Source organism: Streptomyces sp. NPDC005551 (assembly GCF_042871785.1).
In the GTDB taxonomy this organism is placed as follows: Bacteria; Actinomycetota; Actinomycetes; order Streptomycetales; family Streptomycetaceae; genus Streptomyces.
Genome location: NZ_JBIAJE010000007.1, coordinates 325,915 through 338,055, shown reverse-complemented (window position 1 = coordinate 338,055; position 12,141 = coordinate 325,915). Strand labels below are relative to the sequence as shown.

At 70.0% G+C, this 12,141-nt stretch carries 12 protein-coding genes and 1 pseudogene; 4 read left to right on the top strand and 9 right to left on the bottom strand.

Annotated features, from left to right (window positions below; genetic code table 11):
* Window positions 1-10: 10 nt before the first annotated feature.
* Window positions 11-838, bottom strand: coding sequence for an SDR family NAD(P)-dependent oxidoreductase (locus ACFYP4_RS22195; protein WP_387881240.1), 828 nt, complete (start codon window positions 836-838; stop codon window positions 11-13).
* Between the two features lie 73 nt (window positions 839-911).
* Here ACFYP4_RS22195 and ACFYP4_RS22190 point away from each other — a divergent pair, with 73 nt between their 5' ends.
* Window positions 912-1,496 (top strand): helix-turn-helix domain-containing protein, encoded by a 585-nt coding sequence (locus tag ACFYP4_RS22190; RefSeq protein ID WP_358853556.1) that lies wholly within the window; start codon window positions 912-914, stop codon window positions 1,494-1,496.
* Window positions 1,497-1,888: 392 nt separating this feature from the next.
* On the opposite strand, the gene ACFYP4_RS22185 is transcribed toward ACFYP4_RS22190, so the two are convergent.
* From ACFYP4_RS22185 to ACFYP4_RS22170, 4 genes are all read right to left on the bottom strand, one after another.
* Window positions 1,889-2,311, bottom strand: a complete 423-nt coding sequence (locus ACFYP4_RS22185) for a hypothetical protein (protein WP_388787305.1) — start codon at window positions 2,309-2,311, stop codon at window positions 1,889-1,891.
* Window positions 2,308-2,619 (bottom strand): hypothetical protein, encoded by a 312-nt coding sequence (locus tag ACFYP4_RS22180; protein WP_388787302.1) that lies wholly within the window; start codon window positions 2,617-2,619, stop codon window positions 2,308-2,310. The genes ACFYP4_RS22185 and ACFYP4_RS22180 overlap by 4 nt, the downstream gene beginning before the upstream one ends.
* 232 nt (window positions 2,620-2,851) lie before the next feature.
* Window positions 2,852-4,291: a hypothetical protein gene (locus ACFYP4_RS22175; protein WP_358853559.1), complete on the bottom strand. Its 1,440-nt coding sequence runs from the start codon at window positions 4,289-4,291 to the stop codon at window positions 2,852-2,854.
* Window positions 4,288-6,000 carry a hypothetical protein gene (locus tag ACFYP4_RS22170; protein WP_388787641.1) on the bottom strand — a complete coding sequence of 571 codons (1,713 nt, stop codon included), beginning with the start codon at window positions 5,998-6,000 and terminating at the stop codon, window positions 4,288-4,290. The genes ACFYP4_RS22175 and ACFYP4_RS22170 overlap by 4 nt, the downstream gene beginning before the upstream one ends.
* Window positions 6,001-6,575: 575 nt before the next feature.
* Between ACFYP4_RS22170 and ACFYP4_RS22165 the strand changes: the two genes are divergently transcribed.
* Window positions 6,576-6,773: a hypothetical protein gene (locus tag ACFYP4_RS22165; RefSeq protein WP_388787638.1), complete on the top strand. Its 198-nt coding sequence runs from the start codon at window positions 6,576-6,578 to the stop codon at window positions 6,771-6,773.
* Between the two features lie 434 nt (window positions 6,774-7,207).
* Here the strand turns inward: ACFYP4_RS22165 and ACFYP4_RS22160 are convergent.
* A pseudogene (locus ACFYP4_RS22160) lies at window positions 7,208-7,615 on the bottom strand (site-specific integrase); the annotation flags it as partial.
* A 45-nt stretch (window positions 7,616-7,660) separates the two neighbouring features.
* Here ACFYP4_RS22160 and uppS point away from each other — a divergent pair.
* Window positions 7,661-9,028: a polyprenyl diphosphate synthase gene (uppS, locus tag ACFYP4_RS22155; protein WP_388787298.1), complete on the top strand. Its 1,368-nt coding sequence runs from the start codon at window positions 7,661-7,663 to the stop codon at window positions 9,026-9,028.
* 256 nt (window positions 9,029-9,284) lie between these two features.
* Here uppS and ACFYP4_RS22150 read toward each other — a convergent pair whose 3' ends face one another.
* The gene (locus ACFYP4_RS22150) at window positions 9,285-9,698 is read right to left on the bottom strand and encodes an ATP-binding protein (RefSeq protein WP_358853562.1); all 414 of its coding nucleotides are present in this window, start codon (window positions 9,696-9,698) and stop codon (window positions 9,285-9,287) included.
* Between the two features lie 184 nt (window positions 9,699-9,882).
* Here ACFYP4_RS22150 and ACFYP4_RS22145 point away from each other — a divergent pair, with 184 nt between their 5' ends.
* Entirely contained in the window at window positions 9,883-10,203 is a 321-nt protein-coding gene (locus ACFYP4_RS22145; RefSeq protein WP_358853563.1) for an STAS domain-containing protein, read from the top strand.
* An 84-nt stretch (window positions 10,204-10,287) separates the two neighbouring features.
* Here the strand turns inward: ACFYP4_RS22145 and ACFYP4_RS22140 are convergent, their stop codons facing one another.
* On the bottom strand, window positions 10,288-11,463 hold the full coding sequence (locus ACFYP4_RS22140) for an HTTM domain-containing protein (protein WP_358853564.1): 1,176 nt from the start codon (window positions 11,461-11,463) through the stop codon (window positions 10,288-10,290).
* On the bottom strand, window positions 11,453-12,010 hold the full coding sequence (locus ACFYP4_RS22135) for a DUF5819 family protein (RefSeq protein WP_358853565.1): 558 nt from the start codon (window positions 12,008-12,010) through the stop codon (window positions 11,453-11,455). The genes ACFYP4_RS22140 and ACFYP4_RS22135 overlap by 11 nt, the downstream gene beginning before the upstream one ends.
* Window positions 12,011-12,141 lie beyond the last annotated feature (131 nt).

The window sequence follows — 12,141 nt, the reverse complement described above, 5'->3', positions numbered from 1 at the left end:
ATCGTGTTCCTCAGCTGTGGGCATGGGTAAGGGCGACGGGGTGCTGGGGGCGCTGGCGGCGGTCCATCCAGCCCATGAGCCGGACCATCGAGCGGCGCGACAGGAGCCTTCCGAGGAGAGCGACTGACCGGCCGTTGGTGATCACCGACGGGGGCACGGACCGGCGGTCGAGCGTGTCGAGGGCGATCTTCACGACCTGCTCGGGGGTGGCCCGCTTCGTGCCGTAGTCGGCGGAGCTGCCGGCGACGTCGTAGAACTCGGTCCGGGTGGCGCCGGGGCACACGGCCAGGACGCGCAGGTTGGTGCCGCGGGTCTCCTCCCACAGCGATTCGGTGAAGTTGAGGACGAATGCCTTGGTGGCGCCGTAGGCGCTCATATAGGGAGTCGGCTGGAAGCCCAGCAGGCTCGCGACGTTGATCAGGACGCCGGTGTCGGCGGAGGACAGCGGGCCGATGTAGGCGCGGCTGAGGTCGACCAGCGCGCTGACGTTCAGCGCGATCATGCTCTGCAGGCGGTCGGGATCCTCGTCGGTGAACGCGTCGTGGGTGCCGAAGCCGGCGTTGTTGACCAGTCCGGTGGCGTAGATGCCACGGGACTCGAGTTCGGCGCGCAGCGTGCGGCCGGCGTCGGGCCGGCCGAGGTCGCGGGCGACGGCGGTCACTGTGACGCCGTGGGCGCGGGTGAGGTCGGCGGCCAGGCTCTCAAGCCGGTCCGCCCGGCGGGCCACCAGCACAAGGTTGGCGCCGCGGCGGGCCAGCTGGCGGGCGAATTCGGCGCCGAGGCCGGAGCTGGCGCCGGTGACGATGACGGTCTGTCGGCGGTAGTCGATGTCGCTCATGACATTCACTCTACGCACGCTTTTGCACTGAGTGCAAGTAACTGCATCGTGTGAGACGACGTACCATCGGTGCATGGCTCAGAAACCTATTCGGGAACAGACCCGCTCCGTGGTCCGATCACTGCTGGCCCGGACCGCCATCGAGCTGTTCGCCGCCAAGGGCTACGACGACACGACCCTCGATGAGGTCGCCGCCGCCGCGGGCGTCTCCCGGCGGACCCTGTTCAACTACTTCCGCAACAAGGAAGACCTCGCGCTCAGCGGCCTGGACGAACAGGGCGAACTGATCGCCGCGCACCTCGCCGAGCGCCCGGCCGACGAGGATGCCTGGACGGCGCTGCGCGCGGCGTTCCAGGTGCTCGAGGAGATCGACATGACAGCCGAAGGGCGCCTGGAGTTCATCACGCTGCTCTTCGGCAACGATTCCCTACGCGCCGGACACGCCGAGAAGCAAGCCCGCTGGCAAGACCTGTTCGCACCGCTGATCGAGCCCCGACTGCCCGACTCCGACCGCCGCACCCTCCAAGCCCGCGCGATCGCAGCCGCAGCGATCGTCTGCCTGCAGGCAGCCAACGAGGAATGGGTACGCCTGGGCGGACAGGCCGACATGTTCGACCTCTACGACACCGCCGTACAGGCCATCCGCCGCCCCACCTGAAACCGGCCGCAGCCAGCTTCACCACGCTCGTCGGCGTGGGAACCAGGGCCCTAACCGGCCAACCCGCGCCAGCAGGACCGAACGATTCGGCCACCGTAGGCCGCGCAGCCAGAGGTCAGCCCTGGGCGGGTAGCCGCAGCGGCTGGTAGCCGTCGGCATCGAGCGTGGCCGGCTCGCCGTCAATGTCCACCGTGTGGGTGCCGTAAAACGAGCTGGGCCTCCGGGGGCCGGCTCGTGCCGGTGGAGTTTCCGCGTCGTCGACCTGTAGCCCGCCGAGCGGGCCGCGCTCGACTAGGGGTGGCGGGGCCCGCCGCGAGTAGGAGAGAACCGGGTCAGCGCGCTCGCAGGGTGTCGAAGCCGAGCGGCAGGAGGCTTACCACGCGCGCAGGAACTCAGTGGCTCGAGTCCGGGTGCGGTTGCGTTAACAGCGCTCGGACCGGGGATGTGGGCTGGGACAGGGCGTGGAGCAGTTGCCGGTTGTGCGCGGTCAGTTGGTTGACAGCGCGGACGAGGTGCTCGACGTCGGTCCGCAGCTGGGCCAGTTCGGTGGCGTCCTTGGCGCGGAGTTCCTTCAGTTTGACGATCTGCTGGCGCAGGCGGATCTCGGAGTGCGGTGTCTGTCCGCGTGCCGTGACCTGCGTGTAGAAGTCGTTCTTGAGGTCGAGGTGGCGCTGGGTGAGTGCGTTGCGGGGTACGCCGGCTTCCTGGGCCAGGGCGACGATCGTCAGCGCGCCAGTGGAGTGCTGCGCGGTTCCTTGGAGGATGCGGTCCATGGCCGCGCGGATACGGTCGCGTTCATCGGGTGCGGGGCTCATGCGGTGCCGTCCTGGAGGCTGATGCGGGTGTGGTGGTGGGTGTCGGCGAGGTCTCGAAGCCGGGTGGCGTTGTCGCGCAGTCGCTCGCCCAGCGGACCAGGGACGTGGCCTGCTTGCTGGTCAAGCGCGGTGGCGCGGCGGCGGAGACCGGTGGCGTGCTGATCGGTGCGGGCGATGTTCGCGCAGGTGGGGACGCACTGGTCGAGGCTGGGGGTGTCCTTGAGGCCGCGGTGGCACAGGGCTTTGTCGCGTTTGGATGGCGCGGCGGGCGGCGGGCCCGGAGATGCCGAGGCCGTCCTCGAGAGCATCGTTCAGGTCGGCGACGGTGTCGATGGTGGCGCGGGCCGTCTCGACGTCGAGGAGGTCGTGGATGCCGTCCCGGCTGCGCGCGCCGTATCCGGCCGCTACGGAAGTCCGCAGATGACCGTACTGAATCGCGAAAGGGCGACCAGGCCCCCGGGGCGGCGGGCGATGTGCCAGGCCAGGCTCCTGCGGAACCGCTCGGTTCCGATCCTCCCGTGTGGATCCGGCGGGATGACCTCACCGGCCAGGCCGCGGGCGGCTGCCTCGTGGTTGGCCCAGGTGATGAAGTCCTCGACCCGGGTGCCCAGGGTGTGCACGGTGGAGGGAGCCGGTGCCGGTCCGGGTGCCGCGCAGGTCGTGGGCGTGGTGGTCGAACAGCAGCTGCCCTTGGGGAACCATGCGTTCCAGGACGCGGATGGCGGTGACGACGGGGGCGATGGCCACCCAGGGGGCATCGCGGGCTTCGCCCTCGGAGCGGTGGTTGCCGTCTGCGTCGCGGGCGGTCTTGTACACCGTGCTCATGATCAGGTGCCGCCCTGTTCGCCCCGCGCTGTCCGGCTGTGGGTCGGGGCAGCAGCCGCTGCGCAGTCCGGCCGCCTCGCCGGGACGCATCCCGGTCAGGTAGGCGATGACGATGAAGCACGCCGTGCCCAACTGGCGCATCAGAAAGCCTGCTTCGGTGTAGTCGACGGCCTTTCTCCAGGGGGTGCCGCCGAGTGTGCCGGTGACCGGGACACGGAGTGGGCAGGGGCCGGGGCGGTCCAGGGCGGCCTGCCGCCAGCCGTGATCACGGGTGGTGCTGTAGACCTGGCTCAGGGAGGCGCCGGTGAGCGCGGCGATGTAGGCGCCGGCGATTGTGGTTCTGCCCAGCCACTGTGTGGTCGGAATTGGTAGGTGGCCGGCGTCGATGCGGTCCATGAAGGCCCGAAGGGCGGCTCGTGAGGCGGGTGTGGCGCTGTTGGCGGCAGCCTGCGCATGCAGCCGGTTGCGTTCGGCCCAGGCGGCCAGGATGTCGTCGCTGAACTCCTCGACCGTGCGGATGGCCCACACGAGCAGGGGGCCCATGGTCTGTTCGGCGATCGCCTCGGCGGCGTTCTCGCCGCCCGGCGTCGCCGGGGGCAGGTAGTCGTCCACCCCCTCGGTCTCCCAGGGCGGGCGGCCGATGCCGCTGGGACGGGCACTGAGCTGGTCGAAGACCCACAGCCGGGTCAGCGACGACAGCACGCTGTGCAGCGTGATGCGGGCCGCCCCGCTGTCGCGCAGGTGACGGCCGTACTCACTCAGTACCTGGGTGGTGCAGTTGCTCAGTGTGGTGATGCCCCGGTCGGTGAGCCACACGGCGAGCCTGCACCAGGTTCCGATCGTCTGGCAGAGCGCTTTGGGTGCCTGGCGTGAGCGCCAGGTGGGATGGCGCTCACGCAGGAACACGGCGGGCAGTTCGCCGTTGATCAAGGTCCAGGCGGCCAGCCGCATCTCCTCCCGGAACGGGGCGGGGAACGTCGGCCAGTGGATGGTGCTGTGCGTGACGCCCGGGTTGGCGTTCATGGGGATCAGCGGCCAGGCCGGCGCCGCGTAGCGTGCGATGGGGCCGGTGTAGCCGCCGGCGATCCGGTGGGCGGGGATGACGGGCGTGTCGGGTCCGGGCAGGACACGGACAGGGGCTGGGGTGGCCGTCACGGGTCGAGGTCTCCGTTGAGCAGCAGGGCGATGAGGTCGCGGTCGGTGTCGGTCACGTCGGCCAGGGCGCGGGTCCACACCGCGGTGCCGAGCTGGCCCTTGAGGTGTTCCAGGCGGGCGTGTCCGTTCTCCCACTGGCGGTGCCATTGGCCCGGGTCCAGGGCGGTGCGCAGGTTGTCGAGTGCGTGGTGCAGGTGGGCCAGGCGGCTGTGGTGGGCGGGGTGGATCCGGGCGTTGGGGCAGGCCAGGCACATCAGGAACGAGGCGCCGCAGCCGCCGCCGGTTCCGGGGTAGGGGCTGTTGTCGTAGTCATGGCAGTCGGTGGTGGCGGTCGGCTGGTCGGCCGGATCGGCGTTCTCGCGCAGTTCGGCGGCGAGCACGGTTGCGTGAGCTCGGGTCACGACGGCTTCGGCTGCCTCGGCGATGACCGGAATTGCGTCCTGGCGGACCTGGGGGTCGGCCAGCGCGTAGACGCGGTCGTGGGTGGCCTGGCTGTTCTGCCCGGGCGCGCGCCGGTGCAGGGTGTTCACCGTCCGCCGCCCCCTGCGGAACGGCGAGGAGGAGAAGCCCTGCTGGGTCGCCCAGCCCTTGGCCGAACTGCCGGAGATACCGAACCCGAACACCCCGATGCCCGACTTCCTGCCGCTCTCGTCGGGCGGGTGCTCCAGCGGGGCCCTGGCGGAGCGCCAGATCAAGAAGCGGTCCGTACCGGGGTTCAGTGTGTGCACGGCCGCGCGGGCGAACACGGTGGCCTCCAGCGCCTGCGTGATGAGCCGCCCGGGGGAGGCGGCCCCGTCGTCGGTGAGGTTGCGGGTCTCGAAGTACCGGCCCGTGCCCCGCTTATGTTTCTCCAGCTCGACCCGGTAGATCCGCGGGCCGTCGATGCCGGCATCCGGGGCCGCTTGCGGCACCTTCAACCGGTTGATCACCGACAGGTTCCAGCCGTGCTCGGCCATCAGCAGCACGCCCAGTGCGACCGTCTCCATCCGGGTCAAGAACAGCCGCTGCCAGGTGTGTTCGGGCTGCTCCCCGCCCAGCACCCGCGCATAGCGGGCGAGCACCCGGCCACGCTGGCGACGCACCCTGGTGTCGTGGGGTGCCTCACCGGTCCGGGCCAGACAGTCCAGCGCCTCGCCCAGCAGCCACGCCTCGCTGCCGTGAGGGAACGTCCCTGAATGCCATTGGGCGAGGTGGCGGGCGTTGTCCGTGATCCGCAGATGCGCGGCACGGAACATGCGCCGCGCCGTGGTGACGATCGCGTCGAACTCGGCCTCCTGGAAGGACACTTCCTTGGCCGTGGGTTGCAGGACGCGGCGGGCGAGCGCTTCCCGTGCACCCGGGGACAGCCGCGGGTCGTCCAGCAGCAGCCCTCGCACGGTGGTGATCTGGCGGTAGCCGAAGCGGGTGTTCTGTCGGCTGAGCCGCCACTGCTGCCACATCCCTGCGGTCAGCTGGTCGAGGTCGGCGACCGGTGCGTCCAGCGTGGCCAGGTACGCGGTGAACGCCTGCAAGGGGAGCCAGAAGTATCTGCTGCTGTGGTGCGAGGTCCACCGGCTCGGTACGCACCGCGCGGCGAACAGGCGGGCCAGCGACCGGCGCAGAGCGTCCTCGACCGGCAGAGTACGAAAGTCGTAGACCGCGACGGCTCCCGATCGGTCGCGGTGCTCGACAACGAGGCCGTCGACCGTCAGAACCGGTGGTCTGTGCACCGGCGTTGTCGGCCAAGGCGCCGTACGCCCGCGCCGGTTCATCCTGTCGTCCGCGGGGTGACCTGCAGCTTGGCGTCGTGTCCTGGATGCCCTCGGCCTCCCGCGCCAGACGCGCGAACACCTCATCCATCCCCTGTGCCGGCCGTCCTCCTTCGAGGAACGGGGGCGCGGTGGTCAGCAGCGACCGCAGCTGAAGGTCGGCGACCGGGGCCAGAAACCGCTCGCGGGTCGTCTCCAGGAACGCATGACCCAACAGGTCCTGCACCATCCGCCACGGATCCCCATACAGAAGCCGGTAGTCCCGCCGCTCCTCCGGGCTCAGACCGAACCTCTGATCCATCAAGTGGTGCAGGACCACCAGCATGTAGAGGGCGAAGCTGTGCCGGCAGGAATGCGGCGTCGCATACGGCGCCCGGCTGCGATGCGGATCCAGCCGACGCTCCGGCTCCGGATCCAGCACCGACCGGCACCGCCGGTTCGCCGCCGTGAAGACGTTGTTCCACGAATGCGGCTGAAACGGCAGACCCATCTCGTTCAGCCACAGCCACAACGGCTCCGGTCCCTCCGGGCCTTCGGTGTACCACGTCATCCGTTCGTCCGCGGTCGCCTCCGTCAGCGCGATGCGGCCCGTGACGCCCTGGCGGTCGCACCAGTACACCGTCGGCTTCGGTCCCCGGCTCACCCGGGTGACCAGCCGCATCCCCGCCACGCCGTCGTACCGGCCCCGGGCCTGGGCCTTGCGGATGGCCTCGGCGCGCGAGGAGTCGACGTAGTTCTCGAGATCGCCCACCACATGAGCCTCGACGTAGTAGGTACGGGCCTTCTTGGAACGCGTGACCGCCGCCGCGAGGCGCCCCGTGTAGTAACGGCCGCCCTCCAGACGCAGTGACGGCACCTCGAACGTCAGCAGCGAGGCGCCCTCCAGCCGCCGCACCCCCGACGAGGTCAGCAAGCGCACGAACGCAACATTGCGGTCCTCCAGGCGACCCACCCATCCCGGCAAGGGAAGACCGTCAGTGCCGTAACCGCGCAGCCCGATGTCCACCCAGAGCCGGAACGTCCGAGGCGTCAGCCAGTGGACGTTGCTGCCCCGGGCGTCCTTCGCCTTCCCGTCCGGCACCTCGACGATCTGCCCATGCCGGCCGACCACACGATGCATCGGCACCGGGTTGCGCGGTAGGAACTCGTTCCCCGGCTTCGCCGCCCACGTGTACAGGTTCATCAGCGCGGCCAGTTCACGATTCCACTTGTTCCCGCCCACCCGCACCGGGTTCTCGGGCGACGTCTGGCGCCAGAACTGGAAGTCGTCGACATCCGACTCGACCGCCTGCGTCCAGACCTTTCCGCGCTGCCACAGAAAGTTGAGGAACAGGCAGAGGTCCGTGATGTAGTTCCGCTTCGTCTCTTTCGTGTATCCCCGGAAGGGGCTACTGCGCGTGTACAGGGTAAGGAGTTCGTCGATGCGATAGTCCGGCGCCAGCAGAATCGGGTCGCCGGGCCGGATGCCCGTTGACGCTTCGCGCTCCGCCAGGTCAGTCCACCCCGCCAGAACAGGTGCCCGCGGTGGGGCGATCGGCGTCGGCTTGGGAACCCAGAAGACACGCCACTTGCTCATCGCGCCACCCTGTCAGATCGGCTTCAACACGCCGATTCAATAGGGATGCAGTGGCACCTGTTCGAACAGGCCGGAGCGCCGATGACGCTCGGGCTGGACCGGCAACAGGACTACAAGCGGTTCATCGACGGCGCCCAGCTCACCGACCTTCTCACCGACCTGAGCGCCGACCTCGCCCAAGGGCTCCTGCTCCTGCCGCAGGAGGCCCTGGACGCCTTTCCCGGCGCGGAAGACGACCTGCGACAGGGGCGCTGGAGTCCCGCTGCTGCGGCTTTGATCGGCGACCTGACGGCTCTGGCCCGCCGGTGGGTGACCAGGCCCGCGATGACCAGAGGCATGCACCCGGGTGCCGCCACCGTACTCAACACGGCCGCCTGCCTGATGCGCGCCCAGCTCGATGCCGTCGACGCGGCCGGCCCCACCGTGCTGACACGTGCACCGCGTCCCTCCGTCGTGGCCCGCACCCGTGTGCTGGCTCCCGCCCGCCTCCGCTCAGCCCTGGCCTGGAGCCTGACCCCCATGACCGTGCCAACCGCCCGGCCCCCTGCGGCGGACCCGGGCGATCCGGGCCCGGCAGCCGACGACACGGGGCTCCGGCCCCCGCCGTCGCACCCCGACGGCATGCGGGCCCCGCAGATCGCCGCCGACCGAATGCCCTCCCATGTCGCGGTCATCATGGACGGCAACGGCCGCTGGGCAGAGCAGCGCGGCCTGCCCCGCCATGAAGGCCACCGCGCCGGCATCGCCGCCGTGTACGAGACGGTTTATGGCGCCCTGGAGATCGGCCTGCGCCATCTGACCCTCTACATGTTCTCCACCGAGAACTGGAAGCGCGACACAGAGGAGATCACCAACATCCTGGAGGCGACCCGACGCGAACTCGACGAGGGTCCCCTCCGTGACATGAACGTACGCCAGCGCTGGTCCGGCCGTCCCGACAGACTTCCCCAGGACCTGGTCCACTCCCTCAGACGGGAAGAGCACCGCACCCGCACCCGCACCGGACTGACACTCACCACCTGCATCAACTACGGCGGCCGCGACGAGATCACCCGGACCGCCGCAGCGCTCGCCCAGGCAGCCCGAGAAGGTGAAGTGGACCCCCACCTCCTCGGCGAGGACGACTTCGCCCGCCATCTGCCCCACCCCGACATGCCGGACGTGGACCTGCTGTGGCGCACCGGCAACGAACAGCGCACCTCCAACTTCCTGCCCTGGCACGCCGCCTACGCCGAGCTGTACTTCACCCCCGGCTACTGGCCCGACAACGACCGACGTGACCTGTGGCAGGCCATCACCGAGTACAGCCGACGCCAACGCCGCCACGGCGCCGTCCCCACCCCCCTCACCTCCCCCGCCAACCACCATTGGCCCCCTCATACCCGACCTGACCCCCGCCGTCGCGCACGATGAGCAACTGGCGTCTCATGCGCCCTTCACCCCCGGCGTTCCGCACCGACGCGTCTCGCGGCGGTGGACCGAGTCCCGAGAGGCCGTCACCGACGGAGCGTCCGCGCCCGCCCGCGGTGCGCGGCCAGCCCGTGGGCGAGGCGCGCGTCGACGTCGTTCCGCACGTACGAGGTCCGCCGGGTGAGTTCGTCCCAAACGGCTTCATCGCCTTCGCGGGGCTCGGCATGCTCCAGCCTGCCGAATTCGATCAGGGGAGGTCCTACACCGCGAGCGGAAGCGCCATGCGGACCTGCACCTGCTTGCCTCGCGGCGCCGGGCTGACGCGGAGGCGGCCGCACAGCGCCTTCACGATCTCCAGGCCGTGCTGTCCCACACGCAGCGGATCGGGCTGGGCCACGGTGACCTCGGCCGGCGACGCGTCCGTGTCCCAGACGGTGATCTCCACCTCGTCCGCGACCAGCTCGAGCTGAAGCCCGCATTCGCCGCCGGTGTGCTGGACCGCGTTGGTCACCAGCTCGCTCACCACGAGCTGCGCCTGCCCCACCGTGTCGGCCGGGATGCGCACGGCCGTGTCGGTGCCGATCCGGGCCAGGAACGCCGTCACCGCCCGCCTGGCCGTCGCTATACAGCCCGGCTGCCCGCTGTAGACCTCACTGACGCGCAATTCCACCATCTCCATACCTCGCGGCTGCGGCGCCGCTCGATCGCGCTCCAGCGGCCTCCCCAGTACGCACCCCTGTCCGGAGTGCGCCGTTCGAGTACCCCTTCACGGCGCACCCGCACGCATACCTCACGCTGCCTTCCCCAAAGTGCTCCCTCCCGTCCATACGGATCCGATCATCGGTAATACTCAGCGCATGGCGACACACGACAGCGCAGTTCCCGCGCCCCCGGTCATCGTGCCGCGCGGCGACCTCGATGCCTCGAACATCGCTCCCGTCGCCGACGAGCTGGAGGCGGCCCGCACGCGGCATCACGCAGTCATCCTCGATCTGAGCGGCGTCACCTTCGGCGACTCCAGCTTTCTCAACCTCTTGCTGCGTTTCCACCAGCTCACCGATCTGCGCCTCGCCGCCACGCCCACCAACCTGGCGAGGCTGTTCGACATCACCGGTGCCGACACGGTCCTGCGGCTGTATCCCACCGTGGATGCGGCCCGGGACGCTCCCCCGGCCTGAGAAGCCGGAGGGATACGGACCGGCCCCCGGCGCGGTGCACCTGCCGGGGCCGGCCACGCCGTACCGGCGCACGAGGGACGAGCATCAGGAAGCACTGGTCACGGAGGGACTGCGCTCGGTCTGCTTCGGAACCGACCCCGGCCGCGCCGCCGACCCGGCCCGTGCGCCCGGCCACCGCCCGGCCAGGCCGCCCACCGCGGTGTAGAACCGGTCCGGCAGGAACACGGCGTCCGCGATGATCATCGCACCGGAGAACAACGGCAGTCCCATGAGGACCGCGATCCCGGTGTGCATGCCGAGCAGCATCGCCAGTACCGGGTACTTGAGCCTGCCGAACAGCACGAAAGGGAACGCGACCTGGAGAAGCACGGTCAGGTAGCCGGCCACCGCGAGGGTGGCCGCCTGGCCGTCCGCCCAGTGGGAGACCGCGGGCCAGGACTGGAAGAGTTCGAGGTTCAGGACGTAGTGCAGTGCGGTTCCGGCGCCCCAGGTTCCGCCCTGCACCTTGTACAGACCCGCCGCGCCGTAGAGGAAGCAGACCTGGAGGGCGATCACGAGGAGCCCGCAGTTGTGCACGGCCGTCACGATGGTGCGGCGCGCCTCGCGCAGTTCCGGTACGGCGCCGCCGGGCCACCGGACTCGCGTGTTCCCCGCCGGCCTGCGACGGGCCCTTCCGGCGTCCAGGGACCATCTGCGTCCGCACGCGGTGAGGGTGAGGTAGACCGCCATGAGGAGGACGAGGTTGTCGCCTCCGTCCGTCATGTAGATCGCCCGTGCGTGGAAGGACGCGACGACGACGGCGAAGAGCACGGACACCGCACGAGTGCGCCAGCCCAGCAGGAACAGCACGCAGATGACCAGCGCCGCGGCATAGCAGAGTTCGAAGTAGAGGCGGCTGTCCGACAGCGTGAGCACGCTGACCCAGCCCGTCTGGTCGAAGAGCTGCCGCGCGAGAGCCGGTGTCCACGGTGAACCCGGCCCCCAGATCTCGTCGCGGTGCGGGAACTCGCGCAGCAGGAAGACCAGGTAGAGCGAGCCGTATCCGATGCGCAGCACCGACACGGCGTACAGGGAGACGGGGCGGTCCGTCAGCAGGGCCCAGGCGCGCCGGATCAGACCGCCGAGCCGGCCCCGCACGATCGCGAGCAGCTGACGCCCGGACGCCTTGTCCGAAGAGGCCTCCGCGGCCGGCGAGGTGGGCGAGGTGGGCGAGGGGTGCCGTCCTGGAGCCGCCTGGTGACGCATCGGGTCATTTCCCATCGGGGGTTACCTTCCACCAGGGCAGAAGCCGTAGATCGGCGTGCGCGGCAGCGGCACGCCGGCTGCTGTCCGGGGTGCCGGGAGCGGCGATGGGCAGCGTGGCGACCCGGAGCTGGATCGACTCGAACGGCTTGCCGCTCAGCTCGGCCACTCGGTCGGCGGCGACGTTGCGCAGGTACTGCCGCATCATCACGGCCCGGGCCGAACGCGAGATGTCATCGCTTCCGTGCAGTTCCACGTAGGACGTCCAGGACCGGCGCAGAAGGTTCTGCGAGGTGTGGCTCGGAAAGGGATTGTGCTCGATGGCCGCTTCGTCCACCGCGGTCAGATCGAACCAGGGACTCACTCGGACCGAACCGTCGCGGGCGGTGTGCGCGGTCCGCGCGGACACCGTCCGGTTGACGGAGTCCGGGTCCGGCGCGAAGAGCCGCCAGTTCTGTTCGAAGAGCGGATAGATCCAGGCGTCAACCTGGGACTTGTAACGCTGCGAGACGACGTTGGGGGGCGCCACGTGCAGGAAGACCAGCACCACGTGTGCCAGGGACATGGCCAGACACAGAGCTACGCCGGTATTGAGGATTCCCCTCACCGTCCGCCTGCGCGCACCGGGCGCCTCCCGTCTCGCATCCGTTCCGGGTTGCCCTGCCCCTTCAGCCGTGCCGCCGACGGCCGGCTCCG

What these genes read in the sequence shown, in the direction of transcription:
- ACFYP4_RS22145 (WP_358853563.1), top strand. Translation starts at nt 9,883, where the DNA reads ATGGCGACACACGACAGCGCAGTTCCCGCGCCCCCGGTCATCGTGCCG.
- ACFYP4_RS22185 (WP_388787305.1), bottom strand. Translation starts at nt 2,311, where the DNA reads ATGAGCCCCGCACCCGATGAACGCGACCGTATCCGCGCGGCCATGGAC.
- ACFYP4_RS22195 (WP_387881240.1), bottom strand. Translation starts at nt 838, where the DNA reads ATGAGCGACATCGACTACCGCCGACAGACCGTCATCGTCACCGGCGCC.
- ACFYP4_RS22180 (WP_388787302.1), bottom strand. Translation starts at nt 2,619, where the DNA reads ATGCTCTCGAGGACGGCCTCGGCATCTCCGGGCCCGCCGCCCGCCGCG.
- ACFYP4_RS22140 (WP_358853564.1), bottom strand. Translation starts at nt 11,463, where the DNA reads ATGGGAAATGACCCGATGCGTCACCAGGCGGCTCCAGGACGGCACCCC.
- uppS (WP_388787298.1), top strand. Translation starts at nt 7,661, where the DNA reads ATGCAGTGGCACCTGTTCGAACAGGCCGGAGCGCCGATGACGCTCGGG.
- ACFYP4_RS22190 (WP_358853556.1), top strand. Translation starts at nt 912, where the DNA reads ATGGCTCAGAAACCTATTCGGGAACAGACCCGCTCCGTGGTCCGATCA.
- ACFYP4_RS22150 (WP_358853562.1), bottom strand. Translation starts at nt 9,698, where the DNA reads ATGGTGGAATTGCGCGTCAGTGAGGTCTACAGCGGGCAGCCGGGCTGT.
- ACFYP4_RS22135 (WP_358853565.1), bottom strand. Translation starts at nt 12,010, where the DNA reads ATGTCCCTGGCACACGTGGTGCTGGTCTTCCTGCACGTGGCGCCCCCC.